Raw genomic sequence first — 25,002 nt, 5'->3', positions numbered from 1 at the left:
ACCTTCAGGGCCATGCATTCGTGCATGGCCCTTTTCTTTGCCGGACAGCGCTGCGCCGCACAACAGCCCGCACCGCAACGTCTGCCTATACTCCCCGAGACCGCCCGTTCCGGCGGCCGCATACAACCCATGGGGAGGCTCCGATGCTGCAGCAGTATGGCTGGTGGATCGTTGTTGCATGTGCGTTAGTGGCGGTTTTGTATGGTGCGTTCTCCGCGCGCTGGATCCTGGCGCAATCGCCGGGCAACGAACGGATGCAGGAGATCGCCGCAGCGATCCAGGAAGGCGCCCGCGCCTACCTCAACCGCCAATACACCACCATCGGCCTAGTCGGCGTGGTGCTGCTGCTGTTGATCGGTTTCTTTCTGAGCTGGCCGACCGCGATCGGCTTCCTGCTGGGCGCGCTGCTGTCGGGTGCGGCCGGCTATATCGGCATGAACGTGTCGGTACGCGCCAACGTGCGCACCGCCGAAGCGGCCCGCGGCGGTTTGAGCAAGGCGATGGATGTCGCCTTCCGGGGCGGCGCGATCACCGGCATGCTGGTGGTCGGACTGGCCCTGCTCGGCGTGGCCGGTTACTGGCTGCTGTTGAACCGCATGGGCATCAGCGGTGAACCCGCCTTGCACGCACTGGTCGGTTTCGCCTTCGGCAGCTCGCTGATCTCGATCTTCGCGCGATTGGGCGGCGGCATCTTCACCAAGGGCGCCGATGTAGGTGCCGACCTGGTCGGCAAGGTCGAGGCCGGCATTCCCGAGGATGACCCGCGCAACCCGGCGGTGATCGCCGACAACGTGGGCGACAACGTGGGCGACTGCGCCGGCATGGCCGCCGACCTGTTCGAAACCTATGCGGTGACGGTGATCGCCACCATGCTGCTGGGCAGCCTGATGATCAGCGAGGTGGGCGCCAACGCGGTGCTGTATCCATTGTTGCTGGGCGGCGTGTCGATCATCGCCTCGATCATCGGTACCCTGTTCGTCAAGGTGAAGGAAGGTGGCTCGATCATGGGCGCGCTGTACAAGGGCGTGGTCGTCTCGGCGGTGCTGGCCGCGGCCGCGTTCTATCCGATCACCATGCAGCTGATGCCGGACTTCAGCCACGGCGCGATGAACCTGTGGGGCTGCACCCTGATCGGGCTGGCCCTGACCGGCGGCATCGTGTGGATCACCGAGTACTACACCGGCACGCAGTACAAACCGGTGCAGCACATCGCGGCGGCCTCCACCACCGGTCACGGCACCAACATCATCGCCGGCCTGGGCGTGTCGATGAAGTCCACCGCGTGGCCGGTGCTGGCTGTATGCGCCGCGATCTGGGGCGCGTTCGCCCTGGGCGGTCTGTACGGCATCGCGGTCGCCGCCACGGCAATGCTGTCGATGGCCGGCATGATCGTGGCGCTGGACGCCTACGGCCCGATCACCGACAACGCCGGCGGCATCGCCGAGATGGCCGACCTGCCACCGGAAGTGCGTGGCGTCACCGATCCGCTGGACGCGGTGGGCAACACCACCAAGGCGGTGACCAAGGGCTATGCCATCGGTTCGGCGGCACTGGCGGCGCTGGTGCTGTTCGCCGACTACACGCACAACCTCAGCCAGCACTTCAGTGGCTCCCTGGTCAGCTTCGACCTGTCGAACCATTACGTGATCATCGGCCTGCTGATCGGCGGCCTGATCCCGTACCTGTTCGGCGCGATGGCGATGGAAGCGGTCGGTCGGGCCGCCGGTGCGGTGGTGGTGGAAGTGCGCCGCCAGTTCCGTGACATCCCGGGCATCATGGCCGGCACCGCCAAGCCGGAATACTCGCGCGCGGTGGACATGCTGACCAAGTCCGCCATCCGCGAGATGATCGTGCCGTCGCTGCTGCCGGTGCTGGTGCCGGTACTGGTGATCTTCGGCTTCAAGTGGCTCGGCGGCCCCGAGGCCGGCGCGCAGGCGCTGGGCGGCGTGCTGATCGGCACCATCGTCACCGGCCTGTTCGTGGCGATCTCGATGACCACCGGCGGCGGCGCATGGGACAACGCCAAGAAGTACATCGAGGATGGCCACCACGGCGGCAAGGGCTCGGAGGCGCACAAGGCCGCCGTGACCGGCGACACCGTCGGCGATCCGTACAAGGACACCGCCGGCCCCGCAGTAAACCCCTTGATCAAGATCATCAACATCGTGGCGCTGCTGATGATCCCCCTGCTCTAATCGAAGCGACTCCCGCACGGCACCTTCACCCCTCTCCCGCAACGCGGGAGAGGGGTGAAGCAGGCGCGAATCGAGACGACAGAATCCCGCCCCGTGGCGGGATTCCTGTTCCAGGCCAGGCACTCCTGACTTTGGTCGGCAGCGGCCGTATGATCGGATGGTCGCGCTTCGACTGACCGCGGGCCGCACCGGCCACGTCCATCCCGCTCTTCGCGCACCTGGGGACACACCATGAAATCACTCTGGTTGATGCTGGCGCTTGGCGTCACACTGACAGGCATGACCGATATCCACGCCCGCGACACCACGCCCTCCGGGGCTGCCCCTGCAGCCGGCCACGACGATCCGTTCCTGTGGCTGGAAGACATCCACGGCACCCGCGCCATGGACTGGGTGAAGCAGCAGAACGCCACGACGGCGATGCGCTTCGTCGACAACGACGAGTTCACCCGCACTCGCGGCAGCATCCTCGAAGTGCTCGACTCCGACGCGCGCATTCCCTACGTCAGCCGGATGGGCAACCACCTCTACAACTTCTGGCGCGACAAGGCGCACCCGCGCGGCATCTGGCGGCGCACCACGCTGGCCGAGTACCGCAAGGCCGAGCCGGCGTGGGAAGTGCTGCTGGACATCGACGCGCTGAACAAGGCCGAGGACAAGCGCTGGGTGTTCAAGGGCGTGCAATGCCTGAAGCCGGCGTTCGAGCGCTGCCTGGTGTCGCTGTCGCCGGATGGCGGCGACGCCATCGCCGTGCGCGAGTTCGACATACCGCACAAGCGCTTCGTGAAGAACGGCTTCGAGCTGCCGGTGGCAAAGACCCAGGTCGGCTGGATCGACGAGGATTCGCTCTACGTCGGCACCGACTTCGGGCCCGGCACGATGACCGAGTCGAGCTACCCGCGCATCGTCAAGCAGTGGCAGCGCGGCACGCCGTTGGCAAACGCCGCCGTCGTGTACGAAGGCAAACCGACCGACCTCGCCGTCAGCGCGTACCACGATCGCACACCAGGTTACGAGCGCGACTTCGTGTCGATTGCCAGGGACTTCTTCCACAGCGAGCTGTATCAGCGCATCCATGGCAGCCTGGCCCGCGTCGAGGTGCCCGACGATGCCGAGGCCGATGCCCACCAGGCATGGTTGCTGGTGCGCACGCGCTCGCCGTGGACCGTGAACGGCACGACCTATCCGGCCGGCGCGCTGCTGGCCACGCAGTTCGACCGCTTCATGGCCGGCAAGCGCGAGTTCACCGTGCTGTTCAAGCCCGATGCGCATATTTCGCTGGACTCCTACGCGTGGACCCGGCACCACCTGATCCTCAACCTGATGGATGACGTGAAGAGCCGCCTCGACGTGCTGACGCCGCCGCAGATGGCCACGCCGGACGGCGACTGGAAGCGCGCGGCGATGCCGGGTGCACCGGCGATGAGCTCGATCAGCGTGGTCGACACCGACCCCGACCACAGCGACGAATACTGGCTCGACGTCACCGGCTTCCTGACCCCGTCGTCGCTGCAGCGCGGCGTGCTCGACAGCACGTCGGCCGAGACGATCAAGCAGGCGCCGGCGTTCTTCGACGCCACGAAGTTCACGGTGAGCCAGCACTTCGTGAAGTCGAAGGACGGCACCAGCGTGCCCTATTTCGAGATCGCCCCGAAGGACCTCAAGCTGGACGGCTCCAACCGCACCCTGCTGTACGGCTACGGCGGTTTCGAAGTCTCGCTGCAGCCTTATTACAGCGGCAGCGTCGGCCGAGCCTGGCTGGAACGCGGCGGCGTCTACGTGATCGCCAACATCCGTGGCGGCGGCGAATACGGCCCGCAATGGCACCAGGCCGCACTGAAGGCCAATCGCCCGCGCGCTTACGAGGATTTCGCGGCGGTGGCCGAAGACCTGATCAAGCGCAAGGTGACCTCGCCGAAGCATCTTGGCGCCGAGGGCGGCAGCAATGGCGGCCTGCTGATGGGCAACATGCTGACGACCTATCCGCAGCTGTTCGGCGCGATCGCCTGCGAAGTGCCGCTGCTGGACATGAAGCGCTACATCCATTTGTCCGCCGGTGCATCGTGGATGGCCGAATACGGCAATCCGGATACCGCCGACTGGAACTTCATCAAGACCTTCTCGCCCTACCAGAACGTGAAGAAGGACGGCCATTACCCGCCCGTGCTGTTCTACACCGCCACCAGCGACGATCGCGTGGGGCCGGTGCAGGCGCGCAAGATGGCCGCGGAAATGCAGGCCCAAGGCCACCCGAACGTGTGGTTCTACGAGAACCTCGAAGGCGGCCACGGCGCCGGCGCGGACAACCAGCAGTCCGCCCACATGCACGCGATGGCGTACGACTTCCTGTGGGACCAGCTGAAGTAGTCCGCCACGCCCTGCCTGCGTCACCGATCGCCCGGGACGGGTTCCGTTCCGGGCGATCTTTTTTGAGCTCCCGGCACCACCGGGCAAGCCGGCCCGCTGCGGCTGCAACAGACTGCCGCGCCGTCACCGCCCGCGAACCTGCGCACCCATGATGGACGTCCAGACGGCCATACATCAATGATTTTCGATCGTCTCAATGGCTGCATTTCTGCAGCTTCAGGCAGGAACCGGCCAAACCAATTGGCTTTGGCCAGTTCGGAAAAATTGGTTATGTAACGAAGGATTTCGGCATCTACGCTACATCTCCCAACGCTTCCCTAACAAAAACCTGACGTTCCGGCGGGCTCCCACGGCCCGCCTTGTCACCCCATGTTGCCGGCCTCCCCAAGCCGGCATTCCCCCATGGAGCCAGCACCATGTCCACCAGTGCATCCTGGTTCGCGCCCCCTCCCCCGGGGCGAACCGGCAGCAACAGTCACGTCGCTGCGGCGACGTCGAGCAAGCCCCTGGCGCGCCTTGCCCTGCTCAATGGCATGACGGGCAGGCATGCCACGTCGCCCGGCGGGTCGGGCGCGGCGAATGCCGACGACGCCGACACGGCACAGGGTTTACCCGACCGCATACGCCGACTGATCAAGCTCGAGGGCAGCGCCGCAGCGATTGCCGATCGTTGCGGCTTTTCCGCCGGCGCCGTGCGCAATTGGCGCGATGGTCACAGCGACATCTCGCGCGAACGCTGCATCACCATGGCTCGAGCCCTCGGTGTTTCGTTGCTGTGGCTGGTCGCCGGCGAGGGTCCGATGCACGCCTCCGACGAGTCGTCGCGCCCGGTCCGGCTGGCGCCGGCGGCTGCCGTCGAGCAGGTCGCCAGCAAACCGGAACCCTTGTCCAGTCCGTCGCCTGCGGCGGGTGTGGACCCCCAGCTGCTGGCGGCGTCGCTGCGCCTGCTGCAGTCGTACATCGGGCTGCTCGGCGGCTCGCTGGATCAGGCCACGCGTGCGGGCCTGCTGGCCGAACTCTACGGGGTCCTCGGGCACAGCCCGGGAGCCGAACAGGTCGATCGCCTGATGACCTTCCACAACAAGCTCAACGTCAATCTCCGGAGCAACCGGGGCCTGATCGCCTGAGTTTTCACCTGCACCGGATTTCCATTTTGAGGTGGACGCGGGTTCGTTCCACCGGATCCGATGTCAATCACCACTGAAACGGGGAGCTACATGAAGAACCACGCAAATATCCAACGCAAACCCGGCAGCCGACTGTTCGGCCATGCCGCGCTGGGCCTGGCGGCAGCCATCACCCTGGGACTGTATGGGGCTGGCGCCCTGGTTCCGGCTCACGCGCAGGCGACGACCGGCAGCATTTTCGGCCAGGTTCCCGCCAACAGCGGCGAAACCGTGAAGGTCAGCAACAACGCGGGCATCACCCGTGAAGTGGCGGTGGACGCGTCCGGCCGCTACACCGTGGACTCGCTGCCGCTGGGCGACTACACCGTGACCTTGCAGCGCGATGGCCAGGTGATCGACACGCGCTCGCACATCACGATGCGCGTGGGCGCCGGCACCGAGGTTTCCTTTGCCGCGCCGAACGCGGCGGACGCACAGGTCCTGAGCGCCGTCACCGTGCAGGCCAATGCGCTGCCGAGCATCGACGTGACCGGTGTCGATTCGCGCACCGTCATCACCTCCCAGCAACTGGCCCGCCTGCCGCTGGCACGCAGCGCCGAGGCGATCGCGTTGCTGGCCCCGGGCGTGGTCGAAGGCAGCGGCCTGTTCAACGGCCTGAGCACCACCGGCGGCTCGGTCGTCTCGCTGGGCGGTTCCTCGGTCGTCGAGAACGCGTACTACATCAACGGCTTCAACACGACCGATCCGCTGAGCGGCTTCGGCGGCCTGACCCTGCCCTACGGCGCGATCGACCAGCAGGAAGTGCTCAGCGGCGGCTACGGCGCCGCCTACGGCCGCTCCGACGGCGGCGTGATCAGCCAGGTCGGCAAGCGCGGCACCAACGAATGGCATTTCGGTGGCCAGGTGCAGTGGACGCCCAGCAGCCTGCAGGGCGACCCGAAGAACTTCTACTACGTCAACGGCGACGGTTCGCGCGGCAGCATCTATCGCCGCCGCAACGACAACAAGTCGTGGACGACCACGGTCGACGCCTACGTCGGCGGCCCGCTGATCAAGGACAAGCTGTTCTTCTTCGCCGCCGTCGAAGCCGAGCGCGAGCAGGGCCTGGGCGACTCCAACAGTGCGGCCGACCGCGGCGTGGGGCCGGTGACGGCGCCGTTCAACACGCATACGCGCGAAGACCGCCCGAAGTGGTACGGCAAGCTGGACTGGAACATCAATGACAGCAACGTGCTGGAGTTGACCGGTGCCTCCAGCAAGGATTCGTACCAGGGCACGACGTACAACTACGACTACGACAGCGACAAGCAGACCGATTACGTCGGTGGTGCAACCTCGACCAAGAACGGCGCCGACCTCTACTCGGCGAAGTTCACCAGCTACATCACCGACGACCTCACGGTGAGCGCGCTGTACGGCAAGATGAAGGGCACGTATTACAGCGACACGCCCGGATTCGATCCGACCAACCCGTACCTTTTCCATCCGGAAAACCAGAACCCGGACGTCACCGGCGGCGACATCATCACCAACAACCAGACGGTGTCGACGATCAACCTGCCCGGGCATCGCTCGACCAACACCAACCTGCGCGTCGATGTCAGCTACAAGCTGGGCGATCACACGCTGACCGCGGGTATCGACAACCAGAACTCGTCGAACGTCGACGCGGGCACGTATTTCCCGCCCAATGGCCTCGGCTATGCCTGGTACTACGACCGGATCACCGACGGCGACGGCAACCCGCTGCCGAACCAGTACATCCTGGGCGGCCCGGGAACCGCGGCCGCGGGTGCCGACTGGCGCAACTCGCCGTGGGTTGCCGCCGCCGGCCCGGGCAGCAACGGCTACTACGTCTACCAGTACCGCTACCACGACAACGGCTCGTTCCGCGTCGCGCAGCGGGCGCAGTACATCGAGGACAGCTGGCAGGTCAACGATCGCTGGCTGGTCAAGCTCGGCCTGCGCAACGACCAGTTCACCAACTACGGTGGCGACGGCCAGCCGTACCTGCGCCTGACCTCGCCGCAGTGGGCGCCGCGCGTGGGCTTCAGTTGGGACGTCAATGGCGACTCCAGCATGAAGGTCTACGGCAATGCGGGTCGTTACTACCTCGCACTGCCGAGCAGCGTGGCGCAGCGTTCGGCTGGCACCTCGCTGTTCACCAGCACCTACTACACCTACACCGGCATCGACGCCAACGGCGCGCCCACCGGGCTGACCCCGATCGACACCAGCGTCGGCGCCGGGCAGCCGCTGTCGAACAACGGCGAGTACGGCCAGGGCCGTGACCCGCGCACGGCAGCATCGACCAACCTGAAGTCGGAGTATCAGGACGAGTACATCCTCGGCTTCGACAAGAAGCTGGGTGACTCGTGGGTGTACGGTGCCAAGGCCACTTATCGCAACCTGCGCAACGCCATCGACGACATCGCCGACAATGTGTCGATCATCGCCAAGATGAACGCGATGGGCATCGACCCGAACAGCTACGACGCCACCCAGGTGCCGGGCAGCATCCTGATCAACCCGGGCGCCACGTCGGTCTTCAACATCCCGAAGCTGGCCGGCGGCTACTACACCGTGCAGATGGACTGGAAGAACGATTTCCACTTCAACACCACGATGAAGCGCAAGTACTACGGCCTGGACCTGTACCTGGAGCATCCGTTCGACGGCAAGTGGCAGGGCAAGGTCGACTACCTGTTCTCGCGCAGCTACGGCAACAGCGAAGGCCAGGTGAAGACCGACGTCGGCCAGACCGACGTGTCGGCCACGTCCGACTGGGATTACGCGCAGATCATGGACTACGCCAATGGCGAACTGGCCAACAGCCGGCGTCACCAGATCAAGGCGTACGGTTCGTATCAGCTGAACCCGGCGTGGATGCTGTCGGGCAACCTGACCGTCATGTCCGGCGCGCCCAAGAGCTGCCTTGGCCTGTATGCCAACAACACCAACCCGGGCCTGGGCTACGGCACGTACTATCACTTCTGCAATGGCCAGCCGTCGTCGCCGGGCGAGTCGCACAACCCGTGGACCTACCTGCTGAGCCTGAGCGCGGAATACCGGCCGGAATGGGCACAGCGCCGACTGGGCTTCAACGTGATGGTCTACAACGTGTTTGACAGTCAGGAGACGACACAGACCTACGCGCGTCAGGGCGTCAACTATATGCGTCCGTTCACGGCGCAGACCCCACGCTATGTGCGTTTTGGCGTGAACTACGACTTCTGATTCGCCAGCAACACCGTAAAACGGGGCACCGCCGAGCTTTTCGGCGGTGCCTTTTTGTTTCTCCGACGGACACGGACGCCGCGGCAGGCGGCGGATTCCGGCGTGCCATCCGCGAGCCTTCACGACTGCAGCCGGGGACCGGTACGCCGTCCCGGCGATTCCACGCCGCGCGAACGCGGCCGAACGAGGCCTCCATCGAAGCTTCATCGTGACTTCTGCCGCACGACGCGCAGCCACGCTCGCCTCTAAGCTCACCCATCGGCCATCGCGTTGTCCCCACATCGCCGTGGCTCCAGTCCATGCATTTCTGAAACCCCTCGGAGATCTGGCGTGTTCCTCATCCTAGACGGCACCGGGCCCCAGTACGCCCAACTTTCGCGAGCCATGAAGGCAGCGATCCTCGACGGTCGCATCGGCATCGGCTCGCGCCTCGCTCCCACGCGCGAGCTGGCCCAGGAACTCGGGCTCTCGCGGACCACCGTGCTGGCTGCCTACGAGCAGTTGCGCGCGGAAGGTTTCATCGACGCCAGGGTCGGATCGGGCAGCTACGTGGCGCACCTGCAGACCACGCGCACGGCGCGTCCGCTCGAGCGCTCGATCACTCCGCCATCGCGTTATGCGCATCGCGCGCGACGGGTGCAGGACAGGACCATTGCGCAGCTGCACAGCGGCTTGCGCTACAACCTGCAGTACGGCAACCCGCTGGTGAATCCCGCGCTCAGTGAGACCTGGGGGCGCGAACTGGCGCGCGCCGCGGCCTACACGCCCACCAGCGACATCCGCGCGCAGGGTTCGCCGGCCCTGCGCGAACAGGTGTGCGCCTACCTGGCACGCCACCGCGGCGTGCGGGCGCTGCCCGAGAACGTGCTGATCGTCAGCGGCGCCCAGCAGGCCTTTTCGCTTACCGCCCGGGTGTTGTTGAACGAGGGCGATCCGGTGGCGCTGGAAGACCCCCATTATTTCGGCGCCTACCAGGCCCTCGGGGCGCATGGCGCCCGCATCTGTTCCGTGCCGGTCGACCACGAAGGCCTGGTCTGCGAGGCGTTGCCCGTGCCGGCGCCGTCGCTGGTCTGCGTCACGCCTTCGCACCAGTTTCCCAGTGGCGCCGTGATGTCGCTGCGGCGACGACTGGAACTGCTGCACTACGCCGACACGCACAAGAGCTGGGTCCTGGAAGACGACTACGACGGCGAGTTCCGCTACGACAGCCGCCCGCTGGCTGCGCTGCGATCGCTGGACCAGGGCGACCGGGTGATCCACGTCGGCAGCTTTTCCAAGACGCTGTTCGGCAGCCTGCGCCTTGCCTACATGGTGCTGCCCGTCGCCTTGCGGGACGATTTCATCAACGCGAAATATCTCAGCGACTTCTCCTGCCCCGGGATCGAGCAGGCGGCGCTGGCGCATTTCATGGAAAGCGGTGGTTTCGAACGGCACCTGCGGCAGGCGCGCAAGGAGCTCAAGGGGCGTCGCGAAGAACTCATCCGCGGCTTGCACCGACACGCCGGCGACCGGGTGGACATCGTCGACTCCCCGGCCGGCATGCACGTGGTCGTGTGGCTTCGCGGCTACGACGAAGCACAGGCACAGGAACTCATCGAACTGGCCCACTCGCAGGGCCTGGGCCTGTATCCGATGGCGCCGCACTACGCGTCCGCCCAGGCACGCCCGGGGCTGCTGCTGGGCTATTGCGGCCTGTCCGCGCAGGAATTGCATGACGCGATGCAACTGTTCGGCCATTGCCTGGACGAGATGGAAGAGCGGATGGCGCTGCGACCGGCGCGACGCCGCTGCCAGGGGGGCTGATCAAACCTGCCCCCGTCCTGCCGACGACGAGGCGGCGCGCCCGCGATCAAGCCGGTGCGGCGCATGCAGTAAGCTTTCCGCTCCGCTGCCGACTCTGTCCCATCCATGCACCCACGCACCACGATCACCCCGCAACTGCGCGACTGGATTCTGACCACGACGCGGGACGGCCACAGCGTGACTGAAGTGTTGCGGCTGATGAAGGACAACGGTTACGACCCGCGCCAGAGCCGCAGCATCGTCGCCGAGGTGTTGAAGCTGCCATTGGCGGCGCTGAATGCGCCGGCACCGGGCGCGTTGCCCCGCGGCTTGCGCACGAGACATCCCGAAGCGCCCGAAGTCGATGTCGAGGGACATCTGGTCGGCATTTCGCTCAGTGTGGAGAACCCCGCGCTGCGCGTGCTGGAAAACCTGCTCGACGCGGAAGAATGCGACGAACTGATCGCGCTGGCGCAACCCCGGCTCAAGCGCGCGCTGACGGTGGCCAGCGACGGCAGCAACCAGGTCGACCAGCGACGCACCAGCGAGGGGATGTTCTTCACCTTGAACGAGCTGCCGCTGGTGGGCCGAATCGAGCAACGCCTGGCCACCCTGCTGGGCATGCCGGTCAGTCACGGCGAAGGACTGCAGATCCTGCACTACCTGCCCGGCCAGGAATACGAACCGCACTTCGACTGGTTCGACCCGCAGCAGCCCGGCTACGACACCATCACCGCGGTGGGCGGCCAGCGCGTCGCCAGCGTGGTGATGTATCTGAACACGCCGGCACAGGGCGGCGGCACGGCCTTCCCGGAACTGGGCCTCACCGTCACCGCACGGCGTGGTGCCGCCGTGTACTTCGCCTACGAGGGCGGCGACCAGCAATCCCTGCATGCCGGCCTGCCGGTGCAGCGAGGGGAAAAGTGGATCGCCACCAAATGGCTGCGCGAACGCCCCTACGGACACTCGCACACGACCTGAACGCCCGGCCCGGGGGCCGGCGCGCGTTGCTGCGGCGCAACAGCGTTTGGCGTATCCTTGCAGACCTTCTTTCCTCAATCTTCGCCAAGGACTGTCCATGGGTCTGCATCTCGTACCCGCCGGCCGCAACGTGCCGGACGAAATCAACGTCATCATCGAAATCCCCAAGGATGCCGAGCCGGTCAAGTACGAAGTGGACAAGGAAAGCGGCGCGATCTTCGTCGACCGCATCCTCTCCACGCCGATGCGTTACCCGTGCAACTACGGCTACGTGCCGGGCACCCTGGGTGGTGACGGCGACCCGCTGGACGCGCTGGTGATCCTGCCGCTGCCGCTGACCGTGGGTTCGGTGATCCGCTGCCACCCGGTCGGCATGCTGCAGATGTCCGACGAAGCGGGCAGCGACGAGAAGCTGGTGGTGATCCCGTCGCCCAAGGTGTTCCCGGGCTACGCGCACATCAACGACATGAAGGGCGTCTCGCCGCACTGGCTGGAGCGCATCGGCCACTTCTTCGAGCACTACAAGGATCTGGAGAAGGGCAAGTGGGTCAAGATCGAGGGCTGGGCCGGCGCCACCGAGGCCAAGGCCGAGATCGTCGCGGGCGTCGAGCGTTACAAGGCCAGCAAGGCCTGATCATCCGACGGACCAACGGCGCGCCCGCTTCGCGTGGCGCGCCGTTTTCGTGTCTGCCACCCGCAGGAATCAACCGCGCTTGAGCAGCTCGCGCAGGTCGATCAGGGCCGCGTTCGCCCGCGACACGTAGTTCGCCATCACCAGCGAATGGTTGGCGAAGAAGCCGAACGGCGAACCGTTCAGCACCATCGGGCTGTGCAGCGGACGCTGCGCTTCCTCCAGTTCGCGGATCACCTGCTCCAGGCTCACGTCGGCGTGCTTGGAACGCAGGATCGGGCCGAAGTCCTGCTGGAACGCCTTGAGCTGTTCGAGCAGGGTCGAGGTGTAGCCGCGCGCCTCGTAGAAGTTGTCGTCGATCTTCGTCCACGGCGTCTTCACCAGCCGGCCGCCACCGGGCGCAGCGACCGTGCTGGCCGCCGCCGGCTCGTCCGCCGAGGCCACGTCGCCGATGCGGATCTGCCCCACGCTGGCCGACAGCCGCTGCGACAGCGAACCCAGCCGCGACGAGACCAGCTGCAGGTAGTCGGCCAGGTTGTCCGCGCGCGCATAGAAGTGCGCGTTGCTGTCGTCGGCATCACCGAGCCGGCCCAGATAGCCGTCCAGATGTCTGATCGCCTTGCGGTACTGGCTCTCCGAACTGGGCAGCAGCCAGCGGTCGTTCGGACTGTTGAGCAGCGGATCGGCCTCGGCCAGGTCCTTGTCCTCGGTCGACTGCGTCTGCGAACGGCTGAAGTCGTTGCGCAACGCGCGCACCAGGTCGCGCGAGGCGGTCAGCGAGCCGAATTCCCAGTTGGGCACGTTGTCCATCAGCACGCCGGGCGGCAGCTTGTCGTTGCTGAGGTAGCCGCCGCGCTTGTCCAGCAGCGTGTGCACCGAGGTGATCAGTGTGACCGTGGTGGTGGCGCCGACGCTGACCGGCCGCTTCAGTTCCTGCATCTGCGCCCGGGTCACCGTCACCGGATCGAACAGCGCGGGCTCGCTGTCCCACCACCACATCAGTGCGCCCACGAACAGCAGCACCAGCGCGCACAGCGCCAGGATGGCGCGGCGCATGCCGTGGCGTGGCGGGTTCGAGGTGTCCTGGGTCTGCATCGGGCAACTCCTGCGGGGAATGGGCAAAGCTTACAGGCTCATCGTTCCCACGGCGGATGCGCGCCCAGCCGCTCGGCCAGGAAGTCGACGAAGGCGCGCACCCGCGGCGGCACCAGCCGGCGCTGCGGCATCACCGCGTGGATGCCGGTGGTGGCGATCGCATGGTCCGGCAGCACGACCTGCAGTCGGCCGTCGCGCAGTTGCTGGTGCACGTGCCAGACCGAATGCATCGCGATGCCGAGGCCGGCCACCACCGCGTCGCGCAGCAGTTCGCCTTGGTTGGTCTCGAAGCGGCCCTGCACGCGCTGCGCGATGGCGCGGCCCTTGCGGTCGCTGAAATGCCAGGTGTCCTGCCGACCCCGGCTGCCGACCAGCAGCAGGCAATCGTGGTTCGCCAGATCGGCCGGCGTGCGCGGTACGCCGTGGCGTTGAAGGTAGCTCGGCGACGCGCACAGCACGCGCCGGTTGGTCGCCAGCTGGCGCGCCACCAGGCCGGAGTCGTCCAGCGCGCCGACCCGGATGCCGAGGTCGAAACCGGAACCGACCAGGTCCACGATCTGGTCGTCGAGATTCACGCTGAGCTTCACCCGCGGATGCCGGGCGAGGAATTCCGGCAGCAGCGGCGAAATGTACTGGCTGCCGAACGCCGCCGACATGGTCACCCGCAAGGTGCCGCTGACTTCGCTGGCGCCCTGGCGCAGGCCGCCGGTCAGCGCCTCCAGGTCCTCCACCAGCGCGCGCCCCTGCTCGGCCAGTTGCATGCCCTCGGGCGTGGCGTGCAACCGGCGCGTGGTCCGGTGCAGCAGGCGCACGCCCAGTTCGCGCTCCAGCCGCTTCAGCCGCTGGCTGGCCACCGCGACCGACAGGTCGAGGCTGCGCGCGGCGGCGCTGATCGAACCCAGGTCGAGCACGCGCAGGAACAGGCCGAGGTCGCCGATGCGGTCCATGACTATCAACCATTCATTGATAATGATTAGTCATCTTGGTGGTTTTTGCAGAAAAGGCAAATCCCTAAGCTGGCGCATCGTTTCTTCAGGACTGTCGCCATGCGCTCCCCTTCCGTCCGGCCACGCACCCCGCTGGCGCTGTACGCGCTGACCGCCGGCGCGTTCGGCATCGGCACCACCGAATTCGTGATCATGGGCCTGCTGCTGCAGGTCTCCGCCGACCTGCACGTCGGCATCGCCGCCGCCGGCCTGCTGATCTCCGGCTATGCACTGGGCGTGTTCGTCGGCGCGCCGCTGCTGACCGCGGCCACCAGCCGGCTGCCGCACAAGACCGCGCTGATCGCCCTGATGATCATCTTCACCCTGGGCAACCTGGCCAGCGCGCTGGCGCCGAGCTACACCGTGCTGATGATTGCGCGGGTGCTCACCTCGCTGGCCCACGGCACGTTCTTCGGCGTCGGCGCGGTGGTGGCGACCGGGCTGGTGGCGGAGGATCGCAAGGCCTCGGCGATCTCGATCATGTTCACCGGCCTCACCGTAGCGACCCTGCTCGGCGTGCCGGCCGGCGCCTGGCTGGGCCTGCACCATGGCTGGCGCGCCACGTTCTGGGCGGTGACCGCGATCGGCGTGCTGGCCACGATCATCATCGCCACGCTGGTACCGGCCGATCGTAGCCGGCACGCGCCGATGAAATTCGTCGAGGAGCTGAAAGGCATCGCCCATCCGCAAGTGTTGCTGGGCCTGCTGATGACCGTGCTCGGCTTCGCCGGCGTGTTCGCGGTGTTCACCTATATCCAGCCGATCCTGACCCGCATCACCGGCTTTGCCGACAGCGCGGTATCGCCGATCCTGCTGGTGTTCGGCGGCGGCATGGTGGTCGGCAACCTGCTCGGCGGCCGGCTCGCCGACAAACGGTTGATGGCGACCCTGCTGGGTTCGCTGGTCGTGCTGGCGGTCGTGCTGGGCACGATGACCTTGGCCCTGCACAGCAAGCCGGCGATGATCGCGTTTGCCGCGGTGTTCGGCATCGCCGGGTTCGCCACCGTGGCGCCGCTGCAGCTGCGGGTGCTGCAGAAGGCCAGCGGCGGTGGCGTGCTGGCGTCGAGCTTCAACATCGCCGCGTTCAACCTCGGCAACGCGATCGGCGCGTGGCTGGGCGGCGCGGTGATCAGCCACGGACCGGGCCTGGGCGCGGTGACCTGGGTGGCGGCGACCTTGCCGCTGCTCGGCCTGATCGTGGCGCTGTACAGCATGCGGCTGGATCGCGCCCACGCTTCCCGTGTCGCGCCCCGCGCCGCCGGCCTCGAAGCATCCTGCTGAAACCGCGTTCGCGCCAGCGCAAACTCTTTCCCGTCCCCTGCCCGAAGTCCGGAGCTCCCATGAAAGCCGTCGCCCTCACCCGTTATCTGCCGATCGACGATCCGCAATCGCTGATCGACATCGAACTGCCCCGCCCCGTCGCGGGAGAACATGACTTGCTGGTGCGCGTGGAGGCGGTTTCGGTGAATCCGGTCGACACCAAGCTGCGCTCGCCGAAGCCCCAGGTGGAAGTGCAGCCGAAGGTGCTGGGCTATGACGCCGCCGGCACGGTCGAGGCGGTCGGCGCGGCGGTGACCGGCTTCCGGCCTGGCGATCGCGTGTACTACGCCGGTGACGTCACCCGGGCCGGCAGCAACGCGCAGTACCAGCTGGTGGATGCACGGCTGGTCGGCCACGTGCCGCCATCGGTCGAACTGGCCGACGCCGCGGCCTTGCCGCTGACCGTGCTCACGGCCTGGGAGCTGCTGTTCCAGCGCATGCCGTTCGACAGCGAGCACGGCGGCGAAGGAAAGTCCCTGTTGATCATCGGCGGCGCCGGCGGAGTAGGCTCCATCGCGATCCAGCTGGCCCGCCGCGCTGGTTTCACCGTGATCGCCAGCGCCTCGCGCGCCGAAACCATCGACTGGTGCCGCACGATGGGCGCGCAGCACGTGGTCAACCATCGCGAGCCGCTGGTCGCGCAGCTGCAGGCGCTGGGTTTCTCCCAGGTCGATGCAGTGCTCAACCTCGCCGACACCGACCGCTACTGGTCCGTCATCGGCGACCTGCTGGCGCCGCAAGGCCACGTGGGGCTGATCGTGGAACCGGTCGGCGCGCTGAAGATCGGCGATCCCTACAAGGCCAAGTGCATCGGCATCCACTGGGAAATGATGTTCGCGCGTGCCCGCTACAAGACGCACGACCAGGCCGAACAGGGACGCATCCTCGAACGCGTGGCAGCCCTGCTCGCCAGCGGTGAACTGCGCGGCACGCGCACCGCCACCCTGACGCCCATCCATGCCGCCAACCTGCGCGAGGCGCATCGCCAGCTGGAATCCGGCAGCATGATCGGCAAACTGGTGCTGGCCGGCTGGTAAAAATGAAGCAGGGTGGCGGCGGCCACCCTGCTTCCTGTTCCAGCCACACTTTTGATCGAGGGATTTCCTGGCCTTTCGACAGGACTATCTCGACGAAACGGGCTTGGCCGGTTCGCCTTTCTTGCCGAAATCCTCCATCAGGGTCTTCATGTCCTCGGCGTGCTCTTCCTCCATCGCCAGGATGCCTTCCAGCATGCGCTTGGTGGTGGTGTCCTGGTCACCCACGTAGTTGATGATTTCCCGATAGCTGTCGATGGCGATGCGTTCGGCAACGAGGTTTTCCTCGATCATCGCCGCCAGTTCCTCGGGCACCACGAATTCGGCATGGCTGCGACTGGAAAGGCCATCCGGCGAGAAATCGGGTTTGCCATCGAGCTGGGTGATGCGCTCGGCGATCAGGTCCGCGTGACCTTGTTCCTCGTTGGCGTGTTCGAGGAATTCGGCGGCCACGCTCTTGGCGTTGATGCCGGAGGCAAGATAGTGGTGGGCCTTGTAGCGCAATACGCAGACGAGTTCGGTGGCCAGCGCCTCGTTGAGCAGCTTCAGCACCGTTTCCCGATCCAGCGTGTAGCTGTCGGTGACCGCCCCGCGCTGCATGTGTTCCCGTGCTCGCCGCCGGATCGTCTCGATGTCGGAAAGAAACGGCGTGGATTTCGACGGCGTGGACTTCGACTGGGTGGCCATGAAATATCCCTTGCGTGGGCGGATTCAGATCAGTCTAGTCACCCGGTGTGGCGGCGGCGTCAACGCCAGCTCGCCTGCCACTCAGGCCGCGGACGAATCACGCGGCAGATAGGCGCGCAGGAACATGTCGACACCAGCCCGAGCGGTGGCTTCGATTTCTGCGGCATAGCTTTCGGGACAATCCGTGCAACCGAACATCTGGCGCATCATCAGGTTGCCCTTGATCAGGCTGAGGAATTGCGTGCAGGCGCGTGGCACGTCCGCGATATCCAGCTGGCCGGCGTCGACCGCCTGCTGCAACAGCCGCTCCATCAGTCCATGCGTGCGCGCGGCACCTTCTTCCCAGATCAGCTTGCCGTAGCGCGGATTGCCCTGACGGCAATCACTGAGGATGGCGCGAAACGTGCCCACGGTCTCCACGTTGCAGTCGAGGTGGGCATGGATCAGCGCCACCCGCAACAAGGTCTCGCGGATGTCCGCGTGCGGGTCGAAGGCATAGGTTTCCTCCGGCAGCAGATCCTCGATGCGCGAACGGATCACTTCGCGGAACAGGTTGTCCTTGTCGCCGAAGTGGCTGTACACCGTGAGCTTGGACACCCCGGCGTCGGCGGCGATCGCATCCATGCTGGTGCCGGCGAAGGCATTGCGGATGAACAGCGCCTTCGCCGCGACCAGAATGGCCGCACGCTTCTCCATGTCCTTCGGACGACCGGGACCCTGGGCTCTGATTTGCGCGCTGCTGCTCATGCCTCCACCTTCACAAACGGGGTTCATCGCTTTATTATACGCCCCGGTTCATTTATTTTCCAGAACAGGCACCGGCGCCAGTTCCCGTGTCGAACGCACGCGTGCATCAGGTGACGTGCGTCAACCGCTTCCGATGACTTCCGGCACTTCGTGGCCCGTCGCGCAACCGGCAGGCTGTGACCGTCGGAGCGTGTCATTGTGGGAGCGCGCGCTAGCGCTTATCCTTTTTGACCTTTTTCGATCCGCATGGGACACGAGCAGATGGCGATGAATATCGAGCAGGCGCGACTCAACATGGTGGAAAACCAGGTGCGCCCGTGGGAAGTCCTGGACGCCCGCGTGCTGGACGTGATCGCCCGCGTTCGCCGCGAGGATTTCGTCGCCGCCGAACATCGCCAGCTCGCCTTCGCCGACCTGTGCCTGCCGCTGGGCCACAACGAAGTGATGATGAAGCCGGTGGTGGAAGGCCGCGTGCTGCAGGCGCTGGAACTGCAGGGTACCGAGCACGTGCTGGAAATCGGCACCGGCTCGGGGTTCCTCACCGCCTGCCTGGCCGGCTTGTCGGCGCATGTCACCAGCGTCGACATCCATGCGGACTTCACGGCGGCCGCCGGTCAACGCCTGCAGGCCGCCGGCGTTTCCAACGCTGACCTGATCACCGGCGAAGCCGTGAACCAGTGGCAGCCCGACGGCTTGTTCGACGGGCTGGTGGTGACCGGTGCGGTGCATGCGATACCGCCACGCTGGCTGACCTGGCTCAAGCCCGGTGGTCGCGCCCTGGTGGTCCGCGGTGAATCGCCGGTGCAGCATGCCACCCTGCTCATGCACGAGGGCGCCGGTCGCTACCGCGAAGAGGCCCTGTTCGAAACCGATCTTCCCTACCTGAGTCACGCCGAGCCGCCGCCGCGGTTCGTGTTCTGAGCTCATCCCCGAATCGATACCCACGAGGCAACTCATGCGTTTGAAGCTGCTCACTCTTGCACTGGCCCTGGCCGCCATCTCGCTGCCCAGCCACGGCGAGGACTTGCTGGACGCCTACCGTGAAGCCCGCAACAACGACCCGGTGCTGTCGCAGGCCGACGCCAGCAGGCTGGCGACCGGTGAAGGCGTGACCCAGGCCCGCGCGTCGCTGCTGCCGCAGATCGGCGCCAGCATGAGCCTGAACCAGACCAATGGTGGCGGCCAGATCGGCCACAGCCGCTCGCGCACGATCAACGGCACCTTGAGCCAGAGCGTGCTGGACTTCAGCAAGTACGCCAACCTCAAGGCCGCCCACTCGGCGTCCGAGGCCCAGGACGAGCTGTACGCCTCCGCCGGGCAGCAACTCTACGTGCGCGTGGTCGCCGCCTACTTCGGCGTGCTGACCAGCGAGGATGGCCTCACCTACGCCAAGGCCAACGAGGACGCGTTCCGCCAGCAGTACGAGCAGTCTGACCAGCGCTTCAAGGTCGGCCTTTCGGCGATCACCGACGTCTACCAGGCCAAGGCGTATTACGAAGCGGCGAAGTCGCAGACGATCGCCGCGCAGAACACCCTCAATGATTCCCGCGAGGCGCTGGCCCAGATCACCGGCAAGCCCACCGGCGACCTGAAGAAGCTGCGCGACGACCTGCCGATGCAGCCGCCGTCCCCGGCCGACCAGGACGCCTGGGTCAAGCAGGCGCTGGAAACCAATCCCGACCTGCTCGCCCAGAAGAGCAACGTGGAAACCGCCCAGCACAACATCAGCGCGGCGCGGGCGGCGCATCTGCCCACGATCACCGCCGGCGTGTCCTACGGCAAGGGAGCCGGCTGGTCCGAAGGCAATGCCGCGGCCCGCTATCGCGACCCCGCCTCGACCACGATCGGACTGACCCTCAACGTGCCGATCTTCTCCGGCGGTGCCACGCAGTCACTCGTGCGCCAGTCGATCTACCAGCGCGACGGCGCCGCCGACGCGCTGGAAGCGCAGCGCCGCCAGGTCGTGCGCGACACGCTCAACTACTATCGCTCGGTGATCGCCGGCATCGCCCAGGTCGAATCGGCGAAGGCCTCGGTGGAATCGGGCCGCAAGGCGCTGGAAGCGACCCGCGCCGGGTTCGAGGTCGGCACCCAGACGATGACCAACGTGCTGCTGGCGATCCAGACCCTGACCTCGTCGGAGAGCAGCTACTCGCAGGCGCGGCACCAGTTCATCCTCAACAAGCTGCTGCTCAAGCAGACTGCCGGCACCGCCGACGTGAAGGACATCGAGCAGATCAACGCGTTGCTGCAGTAAACCGCGGCGCCACGTTTCACGGAACGGCCGGGCATGTCCCGGCCGTTCTGTTTCCGGGCGGACGATCCGTCATTCCTGCAGCATGCCGTCGATCAGTTGCATGACCCGCTGCACCGCCCCGCGCTCTCGTTCGAACACGCCCTGGGCATCGCGACCCATGCGTTCGCGGCTGGCCGCATCCAGCAACAGCCGTAGCACGTCGGGGCCCAGTTGCGCGGCGCCGGTCACGCGCATCGCGCCACCCTGCTCGATCAGGCTGCGGGTGATCTCGTCGAAATTGAAGGTGTGTGGCCCGACCAGCACCGGCACCGACAGCGCTGCCGGCTCCAGCACGTTGTGGCCACCGATCGGCACCAGGCTGCCGCCGACGAAGGCCACGTCGGAGCCGGCGAAGAACGGCATCAGCTGGCCCATCGCGTCGATCACGAAGACCTGGTGCGAAGACGACGGCACGCCTTCGAGACCGCGCGTGGCCACCGTGAAACCCAGGCTGCGCACCGAGTGTTCGACCAGCCGGAACCGTTCGGGATGGCGTGGCGCCAGCAGCAGCAGCGCATCGGGCAGTCGCTTGAGCACCTGCAGGTGCGCCTCCAGCACCGCCTGCTCTTCACCCTCGTGCGTGCTCGCCGCCATCCACACCGGGCGACGCGGCCCCCACTGCTCGCGCATGCCGGCGGCCAGCTCCACCGCGCCATCGGGTATGGGCATGTCGAACTTCATGTTGCCGGTGACCAGCACCTGTTGCGGATCGGCACCGAGCAGGCGATAGCGTGCGGCATCAGTGCGTGACTGCGCGGCGATCAGGGTCACGCAACGCAAGGCGGATCGCAGCAGCCCGCGCAGCGGCCGGTAGCCGCGCAGCGAACGCTCGGACAATCGCGCATTGACGATCATCAGCGGAATGCCGCGGCGGCGACAGGCAAAGTAGAGGTTGGGCCAGATCTCCGTCTCGACGATCAGCGCCAGCCGTGGCCGGATCTTCTTCAGGAAGCGGCTCACCGCGTACGGCAGGTCATACGGCAGATAGACATGGAACACGCTGTCGCCGAACAACTGTTGCACGCGCGCCGTGCCGGTCGGAGTCACCGTGGTGACCACCAGTTGCGCCTTGGGGTAATCGCGTTGCAGTGCCTTGATCAGGGGCTCGGCAGCATTCACCTCGCCCACCGACACCGCGTGCACCCACAGGCTGCCGTTGAAGCCCGGCGTCCTGAAGAACCCGAAGCGCTCCGGCCAGCGCTGGTGGTAAGGCCGCGAACGCACCCCGCGCGCCAGCAGCCGCAGCACCAGCAACGGCGTGACCAGGAACATCGCCAGTGTGTAGAGATAGCGCAATGGCACGACTCGTGGTGTTGACGCGGCAGTATACGAGAGCGGGAACGAGGCCACGCGGAACAGCCGTCCGCGATCCACTACAATGCCCACGATGCCCGGCATGTCCCGTCCCGCCTTCCACCGTTCGCTGCTCGCACCTCGTCACTGGCCGGCGTGGCTGGGCGTGGCCACGATCTGGCTGATCGCACGACTGCCGCAACCTGTGCTGATGTGGTTGGGCCGTCGCCTCGGCGCCCTGGTGCTGCGCATTCCTTCGGCGCGAAAGCGCATCGCCGCAGCCAACCTCGCCCTGTGTTTCCCCGAACTCGACGCCGACGCCCGGGCACGCCTGGTCGACGCCAACCTGCGCGACATCGGCCTGATGCTGGTGGAGTTCGCGCTGGGCTGGATGGGCAGCGACCGGCGCATCGCGGCGATCCCCACCCGCATCGAGGGACTGGAGCATCTGGAAGCGGCGCGGGCGGAAGGTCGGGGCGTGCTGCTGGTGGGCGGACATTTCTCGCATCTGGAGCTGTGCGCGCGACTGGTCTCGCAGCGCATCCGCATCGCCGGCATGTATCGGCGGATGGACTCGACCGTGTTCGAGTGGGCGGTGCTGCGCGCGCGACTGGATTACGCCGACGCCATGTTCGACAAGGACGACATCCGCGGCACGGTGAAATACCTGCGCAACGGCGGCACCCTCTGGTACGCGCCGGACCAGGACATGCGCAGCAAGGACACCGTGTTTGCGCCGTTCTTCGGCGTGCCGGCGGCCACCATCACCGCCACCCATCACCTGGCGCGGATGTCCGGCGCGAAGGTGATTCCGTTCTTCCATCGCCGCCTGCCCGGCAACCAGGGCTACGTCCTGCGCCTGGGCACGCCGCTCGAAGACTTCCCGGGACCCGCTGCGGAAGCCGACACCGCACGCGTCAATGCCTGCATCGAACAGATGGTGCGCGAGGCGCCCGAGCAGTACCTGTGGGTGCACAAGCGCTTCAAGACCCGGCCGCCGGGCGCGCCTGCGATCTACTGATCGTCGCCGGTTCCCCGCTTCGAACGCCGCTGCTCGAGCTCGTACAGCTTCGCGTACTTCAGGAACGCGTAGAACGCGTGGATGCGGGCGGCGATGAAGCCGGCCCAGCCGGAACGCCAATGGCCGCGCAGCAGGTAGTAGCGCAGGAAGGCCACCGTCGGATACGCCACCATGCGCAGTCGCAACCCGCCGACCCGGCGCCTGGCCAAGTCGGGAAGCTGCAGGCTGGAATAGCGATCAGCCTTGCCCACGCGTCCGCTGATGTCGGGCTCGCCGTGGTGATCGATGACGACATCGAGCACCCCGATCGCGCCGTCCACCTGCACCTCCTCGTGCACCTCATGGCGGCTCATGCGGGCATGTTGTCGATCGAACAGGCGCACGTAGTGGTTGAGCCGCGCCCGTCGCGATTGCCAGCGCCAGAACTGCCACTCGCGCCGCCACAACTGGTATCCCGCGCAGGTCGGCGCCAGCAGCGCCTGCTGCAGCGGCGCGATCGACGCTTCGTCCAGCGACTCGTCCGAATCGAGCAGCAGCACCCAGCGATGGCTGGCCAGATCAATCGCCGCCTGTTTTTGCGCGCTGTATCCGGCAAACGGCTGGGCGTGGATGCGCGCACCGTAGCGGGCCGCGATCGCCATGCCGGCGTCGGTGGAACCGGAGTCCAGCACCACGATCTCGTCCGCCCAGCTCACGCCGCGCAGGCAGGCGTCCAGCGTGGCGGCGCTGTTGAACGTGGTCACCACCACCGACAACGGCTCACGCCCCATCGCGGGCCTCCACGGAGGCAGCTCTTTTGAGAAGTCCGGCAGGGACGCCGGGCTCTTCTTTGCCGGCTGGGATGCCGGCTACAAATTCGGGCAGTCCGGCACGGATGCCGGGCTCTTCTTCGCCGGCAGGGACGCCGGCAACGAACAAACTGGCACACCACAGACCGAGCAACCAGGCGAACAGCAACCCCCACCAGGCCGAATAGAAGGCCAGATGGGTGTTCAGCGGAAACAGCATCACGCCCAAGGCCAGGCTCACCGGGAACGCACGCTCCCGCGCTGCCGCACCCACGCTGCGCCACGCCCGCCATGCCAGCACGACGCCGGCCAGCCACAGCAGCAGGCCGATCGAACCGGTCTCGGTAAGTATCTCGAGCACCAGCTGGTGGGCATGACAGGCACCTTCGCCGACGCCGCAGGCTTCGGTCGATACCACGAAATGATCATTCGCCGGGGCGTACTGCGGATACGCATAACGATAGCCACGCACGCCCACGCCGTTGAGCGGATGCGCGGCGAACATCCCGACGCTGGCATGCCAGATGTCGAGGCGGCCGCTGAGCGCGGCGTCCAGCGACTGGTCGGTGCCGTGCAGGGCCAGCAGGGTGCGATCGATGCGGTCATGGAAGCGCGTCGAAGTCTTCCAGGCCAGTCCCCCGGCCAGCGCCAGCAGCAGCGCCGCCACCGCGCAGAAGCCGGCAAAGCGCAGCGGCGATTTCGTCTCGCGCCAGGCAAAGCCCAGCGCCACCAGCACGTAGCACAGCCACGCGGCGCGCGCACCGGCCAGCAGGATCGGGCCCAGGATCAGGGCAAAGGCGAGCAGCAGACCCGGCAAGCCCCAGCGCCGTCGCGCGGTCCAGAGCGCAAACGGCGACAGCACCGCCAGGGTGGGTCCCAACTTGAGGTTGTCCGCACCGAAGATGCCGGAGACGCGCTCGGCCTCCGCCTGGCCGCCAAGGCTCCAGCCGGTCAGCGCCTGCACCCAGGCATCCAGACACCACAGCGCCAATACCCAGGCCACCGCCACATACAGGGCCTGCAGCTTGCTTTCGCGGCGGATCGCAAAGCACGCGTACAAACCCAGCGGCGCATAGCGCAACAGCGCGGCCACCGTGCTCCAGCTCTTGCCCGGCCGGACCGCATCGAGCGCGGAGCACAGCGCCGCCCCGACGTAGGCGGCCAGCAGCCAGAGCAGCAGGCGTGCCCCCGCGTGCTGCTGCAAGGCCTGCGGATCGCGGGCGAACAGCATGATCACGCCGAGCAGGCACAACACGGTGCCCAGCTCGGAACTGCGCCCGAACGGCAGCAGCGCGATCACCAGCCAGAACGGCAGCAGTGGCGAGCGCAACGCGCCCTTGAGTGAGGTGCCGAACGAATTCATGCATGAACCGGATGACTGCGATCCCGCATTGTAGGCGAGCCGCCGCAGCCAA

At 66.6% G+C, this 25,002-nt stretch carries 19 protein-coding genes; 12 read left to right on the top strand and 7 right to left on the bottom strand.

Features of this window, described 5'->3' with window-relative positions; all coding sequences use genetic code 11:
• Nucleotides 1-143 precede the first annotated feature (143 nt).
• The 7 genes from ASD55_RS17585 (at nt 144) to ppa (ending at nt 12,323) form a co-directional block, all read left to right on the top strand.
• Nucleotides 144-2,195, top strand: a complete 2,052-nt coding sequence (locus tag ASD55_RS17585) for a sodium-translocating pyrophosphatase (protein WP_056768303.1) — start codon at nt 144-146, stop codon at nt 2,193-2,195.
• A 231-nt stretch (nt 2,196-2,426) separates the two neighbouring features.
• Complete coding sequence (locus tag ASD55_RS17580; RefSeq protein WP_056768298.1) at nt 2,427-4,562, top strand: prolyl oligopeptidase family serine peptidase; 2,136 nt, start codon at nt 2,427-2,429, stop codon at nt 4,560-4,562.
• Between the two features lie 416 nt (nt 4,563-4,978).
• Complete coding sequence (locus ASD55_RS17575) at nt 4,979-5,689, top strand: YdaS family helix-turn-helix protein (protein ID WP_082542847.1); 711 nt, start codon at nt 4,979-4,981, stop codon at nt 5,687-5,689.
• Nucleotides 5,690-5,779: 90 nt separating this feature from the next.
• Nucleotides 5,780-8,926, top strand: coding sequence for a TonB-dependent receptor (locus ASD55_RS17570; RefSeq protein ID WP_056768290.1), 3,147 nt, complete (start codon nt 5,780-5,782; stop codon nt 8,924-8,926).
• A gap of 330 nt (nt 8,927-9,256) precedes the next feature.
• Nucleotides 9,257-10,729 (top strand): PLP-dependent aminotransferase family protein, encoded by a 1,473-nt coding sequence (locus tag ASD55_RS17565; protein ID WP_082542846.1) that lies wholly within the window; start codon nt 9,257-9,259, stop codon nt 10,727-10,729.
• Nucleotides 10,730-10,834: 105 nt separating this feature from the next.
• Nucleotides 10,835-11,689, top strand: a complete 855-nt coding sequence (locus ASD55_RS17560; RefSeq protein WP_056768283.1) for a 2OG-Fe(II) oxygenase — start codon at nt 10,835-10,837, stop codon at nt 11,687-11,689.
• Between the two features lie 97 nt (nt 11,690-11,786).
• The gene (gene ppa / locus ASD55_RS17555) at nt 11,787-12,323 is read left to right on the top strand and encodes an inorganic diphosphatase (RefSeq protein WP_056768281.1); all 537 of its coding nucleotides are present in this window, start codon (nt 11,787-11,789) and stop codon (nt 12,321-12,323) included.
• A gap of 69 nt (nt 12,324-12,392) precedes the next feature.
• On the opposite strand, the gene ASD55_RS17550 is transcribed toward ppa, so the two are convergent.
• Nucleotides 12,393-13,415: a DUF2333 family protein gene (locus ASD55_RS17550; RefSeq protein WP_056768269.1), complete on the bottom strand. Its 1,023-nt coding sequence runs from the start codon at nt 13,413-13,415 to the stop codon at nt 12,393-12,395.
• A gap of 38 nt (nt 13,416-13,453) precedes the next feature.
• Complete coding sequence (locus ASD55_RS17545) at nt 13,454-14,362, bottom strand: LysR family transcriptional regulator (RefSeq protein WP_056768268.1); 909 nt, start codon at nt 14,360-14,362, stop codon at nt 13,454-13,456.
• A 99-nt stretch (nt 14,363-14,461) separates the two neighbouring features.
• Here ASD55_RS17545 and ASD55_RS17540 point away from each other — a divergent pair, with 99 nt between their 5' ends.
• Complete coding sequence (locus tag ASD55_RS17540) at nt 14,462-15,682, top strand: MFS transporter (RefSeq protein ID WP_056768267.1); 1,221 nt, start codon at nt 14,462-14,464, stop codon at nt 15,680-15,682.
• Between the two features lie 59 nt (nt 15,683-15,741).
• Complete coding sequence (locus ASD55_RS17535; RefSeq protein WP_056768266.1) at nt 15,742-16,758, top strand: zinc-binding alcohol dehydrogenase family protein; 1,017 nt, start codon at nt 15,742-15,744, stop codon at nt 16,756-16,758.
• Nucleotides 16,759-16,842: 84 nt separating this feature from the next.
• Here the strand turns inward: ASD55_RS17535 and ASD55_RS17530 are convergent, their stop codons facing one another.
• Entirely contained in the window at nt 16,843-17,442 is a 600-nt protein-coding gene (locus tag ASD55_RS17530; RefSeq protein WP_056768265.1) for a ferritin-like domain-containing protein, read from the bottom strand.
• A gap of 81 nt (nt 17,443-17,523) precedes the next feature.
• Entirely contained in the window at nt 17,524-18,189 is a 666-nt protein-coding gene (locus tag ASD55_RS17525; protein WP_056768263.1) for a TetR/AcrR family transcriptional regulator, read from the bottom strand.
• Nucleotides 18,190-18,450: 261 nt separating this feature from the next.
• On the opposite strand from ASD55_RS17525, the gene ASD55_RS17520 reads away from it, so the two are divergent.
• Both ASD55_RS17520 and ASD55_RS17515 read left to right on the top strand, forming a co-directional pair.
• Nucleotides 18,451-19,110, top strand: coding sequence for a protein-L-isoaspartate O-methyltransferase (locus ASD55_RS17520; protein ID WP_056768378.1), 660 nt, complete (start codon nt 18,451-18,453; stop codon nt 19,108-19,110).
• Nucleotides 19,111-19,144: 34 nt separating this feature from the next.
• On the top strand, nt 19,145-20,446 hold the full coding sequence (locus tag ASD55_RS17515) for a TolC family outer membrane protein (protein WP_056718040.1): 1,302 nt from the start codon (nt 19,145-19,147) through the stop codon (nt 20,444-20,446).
• 69 nt (nt 20,447-20,515) lie between these two features.
• On the opposite strand, the gene waaA is transcribed toward ASD55_RS17515, so the two are convergent.
• On the bottom strand, nt 20,516-21,757 hold the full coding sequence (gene waaA, locus ASD55_RS17510; protein WP_235577872.1) for a lipid IV(A) 3-deoxy-D-manno-octulosonic acid transferase: 1,242 nt from the start codon (nt 21,755-21,757) through the stop codon (nt 20,516-20,518).
• Between the two features lie 124 nt (nt 21,758-21,881).
• On the opposite strand from waaA, the gene lpxL reads away from it, so the two are divergent.
• Nucleotides 21,882-22,799, top strand: a complete 918-nt coding sequence (gene lpxL, locus ASD55_RS17505) for an LpxL/LpxP family Kdo(2)-lipid IV(A) lauroyl/palmitoleoyl acyltransferase (RefSeq protein ID WP_235577869.1) — start codon at nt 21,882-21,884, stop codon at nt 22,797-22,799.
• On the opposite strand, the gene ASD55_RS17500 is transcribed toward lpxL, so the two are convergent.
• A complete protein-coding gene (locus tag ASD55_RS17500) occupies nt 22,793-23,569 on the bottom strand; it encodes a glycosyltransferase family 2 protein (protein WP_056768257.1) in 777 nt (258 codons plus the stop codon). The genes lpxL and ASD55_RS17500 overlap by 7 nt on opposite strands.
• Nucleotides 23,559-24,950, bottom strand: a complete 1,392-nt coding sequence (locus ASD55_RS17495) for an O-antigen ligase family protein (protein WP_082542845.1) — start codon at nt 24,948-24,950, stop codon at nt 23,559-23,561. The genes ASD55_RS17500 and ASD55_RS17495 overlap by 11 nt, the downstream gene beginning before the upstream one ends.
• Nucleotides 24,951-25,002 lie beyond the last annotated feature (52 nt).

This window comes from Rhodanobacter sp. Root561 (assembly GCF_001427365.1).
Classification (GTDB): Bacteria; Pseudomonadota; Gammaproteobacteria; order Xanthomonadales; family Rhodanobacteraceae; genus Rhodanobacter.
The sequence above is the reverse complement of the archived record's forward strand: the minus strand, read 5'-3'. Positions and strand labels throughout refer to the sequence as shown.